General features: G+C 30.9%; 4 protein-coding genes. All 4 read left to right on the top strand.

From position 1 onward, the window contains the following. A partial coding sequence (locus CN514_RS20320) for an FTR1 family iron permease (RefSeq protein WP_098234143.1) occupies positions 1-1,670 on the top strand: 1,670 nt, incomplete at its 5' end. Between the two features lie 243 nt (positions 1,671-1,913). Continuing rightward, complete coding sequence (gene msrA / locus CN514_RS20315; RefSeq protein WP_098234144.1) at positions 1,914-2,432, top strand: peptide-methionine (S)-S-oxide reductase MsrA; 519 nt, start codon at positions 1,914-1,916, stop codon at positions 2,430-2,432. Between the two features lie 116 nt (positions 2,433-2,548). Beyond that, positions 2,549-3,988, top strand: a complete 1,440-nt coding sequence (locus CN514_RS20310; protein ID WP_098234142.1) for an MDR family MFS transporter — start codon at positions 2,549-2,551, stop codon at positions 3,986-3,988. Positions 3,989-4,013: 25 nt separating this feature from the next. Beyond that, complete coding sequence (gene rarD / locus CN514_RS20305; RefSeq protein WP_098234141.1) at positions 4,014-4,949, top strand: EamA family transporter RarD; 936 nt, start codon at positions 4,014-4,016, stop codon at positions 4,947-4,949. The last annotated feature ends 198 nt before the right edge of the window (positions 4,950-5,147 follow it).

Below are 5,147 nucleotides of genomic sequence, written 5' to 3'. Positions count from 1 at the left end.
GTTTAATATTTAGTCCGTTTCATAAAACATTTGCTGAAACTGATCTTCAAGAACAAGTACTTTCACATATTGGTAACTCATTAACAGAAGTTAAAAATGGTGAAAAAGATAAAGTAAAAACAGATTTGTTAGCGATTAAAGATTTAATTAAAAATGAGAAAAAAACTTCAAAATTAAATAAACTAGTTGACCAAGCGATTAAAGATATTGATCAAAATGAACTTGCAACAGTAAAAGATGATATTCGCGGCATAGCTTTTGAAACAGAAAAGTGGATCGAAAATACGAATGATAAAAAAGATCTTTCTCAAATTAATCTGACTAAACTAGTAGCTCATTTAAATAATGTTAAAACTTTATCAAATGAATCAAATTGGGAAAAAGCACAATCAGAGTATAAGCTTTTTGAAATTGAATGGTCAAAAGTAGAAAATGATGTTAGAAAAGCAAACAGTGGTTTCTATGGTTCAATCGAAGCAAATATGATTACTTCAAGGTCAACTTTGTTTACTGAAATTCCTTCAATTACTAAAGTTAATGATTCTTTTACTAAATTAATTGATGTATTGAATCATCCAAGTAGTGATTCAACAAAAGAAGTAAGTATTGAGAAAGCAATTAAACTACTTAATCAAACAATCAATTATGTAGAATCAAATGATACAGTGGAAGCACAATCAACATTTAATGAATTTATACAAGATTGGCCTTATGTAGAAGTAATGGTTCAAGCAAATTCAATGGAATTATATAAGAAGATTGAAAATGATACATCTATTGCATTAACTCAGTTAACAGAAAAGCCTAAATCTGCTACAACGATGAAAACATTAAAACAAATTCAAAACAATTTAAACTTAGCTACGAAGAAAACATCTTATACGATGTTTGATGCAGGGACAATTGTATTCCGTGAAGGTTTAGAGGCTTTAATTATTATTTCTGCTTTACTAGCATTAGTGTCAAAAGGTAAACAAGAATCAGGACGTAAGTGGATCTTCGTTGGTGGTGCTTTTGGTATTCTAGCTAGTTTAGTAGCTGGATTATTATTCCAGTTCTTATTATCAAAAATCTCAGCCGGAATTAGTAATCAATTGATTGAAGGGATCTCTGGTCTTATTGCAGTTGTTTTCATGTTAACAGTTGGGTTATGGTTGCATAAACAATCTCGTCAACAAGAATATGGTAGTAAGATGAAAGAGAAAGCTAAAGCAGCTATTGCAGGCGGAGGAATTCTTTCATTAAGTTTACTTTCATTTTTCGCAGTATTTAGAGAAGGTGCCGAAACTGTCGTATTCTATATCGGTATGAGTTCTTCAATTACAGCGAAAGAATTGATTACTGGTTTTGCAGGTGGAATTAGTTTACTTGTTGTAATTGGAATCTTCATCTTAAAAGGAAGCAAATTTATTCCTTTAAAGCCGTTTTTTACAATCGCAAGTTTATGTATTTATTACTTGACGTTTAAATTCATTGGTCAAAGTATTCATGCATTACAAGGAATTGGCTATTTACCTGACCATATGAGTACTATTTTTCCAACAATACCTAAATTAGGGATTTATCCTTCCCTTGAAAGTATCATTCCACAACTAATTTTATTTCTATTTGTCATTTGGTTGTTCGTTGGAACAAGAATCAAAAACAATAATAAGTCAATTGCTGCTTAAAACAGTATAAGAAAACAGACATAATTGTCATTCAAATAGACAATTACTGTCTGTTTTTTATTGTCTCTTCAGATTAATAAAAATTCAACCAGATTCACTGAATTCATTTTATAAAAAATTGGAAAATTATGAGCTGAAATATTTAAAAATTCTTTTAAAAGAGATAAGATAAGATTAAAGAAATATATGGGTTTCACATAATAGTGTTATGTAAACTAGGTAATGTAAGGAGGATTTAAAATGATTCAAAAAGCTACATTTGCAGGTGGTTGTTTTTGGTGTATGGTAACACCGTTTGAGGATTTACCTGGTATACATGGTATTGTTTCAGGTTATATGGGTGGGGAATTAGAAAACCCTACGTATGAAGAAGTTAAAAAGGGTACTACTGGTCATTATGAAGTAGTTCAAATTAGGTTTGATGATGAATTATTCTCATACAATAAACTATTAGAATTATTTTGGCCGCAAATTGATCCAACAGATCCAGACGGTCAATTCCAAGATAGAGGTTCACAATACCGAGCTGCAATCTTTGTTCATAATGATTCACAGCTTAAGGAAGCAATGGAATCAAAAGAAAAATTAATTGAAAGTAATATTTTTAAGAAACCGATTGTAACTGAAATATTACAAGCAACTACTTTTTATGAAGCTGAAGAGTATCACCAAGACTATCATAAAAAAAATCCAAAACACTATAAAGAAGATAGAGCGATGTCTGGAAGAGACGAGTTTATTGAATCAAATTGGAAAAAGTAGGTAAGGACACAATAGAAGCTCCATTAGAGCTTCTATTATTTTTAAGGGAGCATAGGAATATTTATCTATTCTAAAAAAATTCAATCCTTATATCTGCTCTCGGATGGAGGTTTACTATGGAAACAAATCGAAGGCTAGTGACGATCGGGTTGTTGGTTGCTGTTACATTGTCTGCGATTGAAGGGACGATTATTACAACTGCCACACCTACCATCACTACAGAATTATCTGGTGTTAAGTTGATGAGTTGGATTTTTGCAGCTTATATGTTAGCAATGACTGTAACGACACCGATTTATGGGAAGCTATCGGATTTATATGGTCGCAAAAACTTATTAATGTTTGGTATCATTTTATTTATTTTAGGTTCAGTTTTATGTGGTTTCTCACAAAATATGGGTCAATTAATATTATTTCGTACAATTCAAGGGCTAGGTGCTGGAGCAGCATTACCCTTAACGATGACGGTAATAAGTGATTTGTATCCATTCCAAGAAAGAGCTAAAGTGCAAGGGTTTATTAGTGCAGTATGGGCAGTTTCAAGTGTAATCGGTCCATTAGTCGGAGGATTTTTTGTAGACTTCATTTCTTGGCGTTATATCTTTTTTATTAATTTTCCATTCGGAATCATTTCTATTATTCTATTTTGGAAATATTATCATCAAAAAATTGACCGTAAAAATACAATTTCAATTGATTATTTAGGGGCCATCCTTTTTATATTAAGTACTTTATCTGCTTTATATGCTTTAGTTGTAGGAGGAGAGCAACATAACTGGACTTCTCCGAATTTATTATTCCTTTTTGCATTTGCAATCATTTTATTTGGGTTATTCCTTTTTGTTGAAACAAGAGTAAAAGAGCCATTGTTACCACTTTCTTTATTCAAAATCCGTCATTTAGTCGTAACATATGCAGCAATGTTTATAGCACATGCACTTCTAATCTCGATCGAGGTATATTTACCAGTTTATAATCAAAGTGTGTTTGGATTAAGTGCGACACAGTCAGGTTTAATGTTAATTCCACTTTCATTTGCATGGACATTAGGTTCATTTTTATCTGGTCGTTTCATTAAGAAAATGAAGGCAAGAAACATTATCCTATTAGGTGCTTTGTTATGTATTATAGGTGCCTTAGGGATGAACTTTTTCCATGATTCAAAAATATTAATTTATCCATTTAATGCATTTTTAGGTCTTGGCTTTGGATTATCTTTTCCAATTTATATGATCCTAATTTCATCAGCTGTTGGAATGAACCAAAGGGGTATTGCAATAGCCGCAAATTCCTTTTTAAATACTTTTTCGCAAACAATTACGGTTGCTGTGTTAGGAACCATTTTTACGATTAAGGCATCCGAAGTATTGAATGGTCAAAAATTAGTACTTAATGCTCATAATCAAATCAATCATCTATCGACAGTAAAAGCTGTAACAGCTGGTTTTGAAATCATTACTTTATTTATGGCGATATTTAGTATTATTACGTTTATTTTCGTCTTATTTTTACCGTCTGAACAATCTGAAGAAAAAAAGGTTGAAATAGCACACTAATATAGAAAAAGAAAGCTGGGAGAGAATGAACAACACACTTAAAGGGATTTTGTACGGTGTACTTGCATATGTGGTATGGGGTGTCTTACCAATTTATTGGAAACTAATTCAAGATATTTCACCTTTTGAAATATTAACACATCGTATTATATGGTCTTTTGTAACGTTAATACTTTTCATTCTTCTTACAAAAAAATTAAAACAATTTAAAATTACTTGGAAGCAAGTTGTAAGTAATAAAAAAGTATTCGTTTCAATGATTGCTATTTCACTATTAATTAGTACCAATTGGCTAATATATATTTGGGCGGTCAATTCAAATCATATTCTTGATGCAAGCTTAGGTTATTATATTAATCCATTAGTTAGTATTATACTTGGGGTCATCGTATTAAAAGAGTCATTGTCAATTTGGCAAATTGTTTCAGTTTGTTTAGCAACAATAGGTGTAGGATATTTAACAATCATGTCAGGTACAATACCAATCGTAGCAATACTTTTATCTTTAACATTTGCCTTTTATGGATTATTGAAAAAGATTTTAAATATCGACTCTTTTTTAAGCCTTACAATAGAGACTTTATTAATTTTTCCAGTGGCCTTACTATACTTTGGCTTCCTAGCTTTTAAAGGCCAAGCAGGACTTGTACAAAGTGCACCAATTGAGCAATTATTAATAGTAGGTGCTGGTTTAGTAACAATTATTCCTTTATTATTTTTCGGTAAAGCAGCACAATTAATTCCGTATACTTATGTTGGCTTTTTGCAATTTATATCACCAACAATTAGTTTATTAATAGGGATTTTATTATACGATGAAAGTTTCTCAAAGAAAGACTTCATCTCATTTTCATTTATTTGGTTAGCTTGTATCGTATTTGCGGTTTCAACTACACCGTTTATGAAATCCATTGAACAAAAACTTAAAAATCGAAATAAAAAACAATCAATTTCTGCCTAAAAATAGATTATGTTTGTAGCATTGAAAGGAGTAAAAATGGCTGTAAGTAAAACGAACGCAATGAGAATGTTAGATTCAAAAAAAGTTAACTATACAACGCTAAATTATGACTCAAATGATGGGAAGATTGATGGGGTTTCAGTAGCAAATAAAATAAATAAAGATCCTGAATTAGTTTATAAAACACTTGTATCAATC

Origin of the sequence: Bacillus sp. AFS001701, assembly GCF_002559405.1 — a bacterium.
Classification (GTDB): domain Bacteria; phylum Bacillota; class Bacilli; order Bacillales; family Bacillaceae_G; genus Gottfriedia.
The sequence above is the reverse complement of the archived record's forward strand: the minus strand, read 5'-3'. Positions and strand labels throughout refer to the sequence as shown.

Bases quoted from the DNA above. Each gene is read 5' to 3' on its own strand.
- CN514_RS20310 (WP_098234142.1), top strand. From the start codon at position 2,549: ATGGAAACAAATCGAAGGCTAGTGACGATCGGGTTGTTGGTTGCTGTT.
- rarD (WP_098234141.1), top strand. From the start codon at position 4,014: ATGAACAACACACTTAAAGGGATTTTGTACGGTGTACTTGCATATGTG.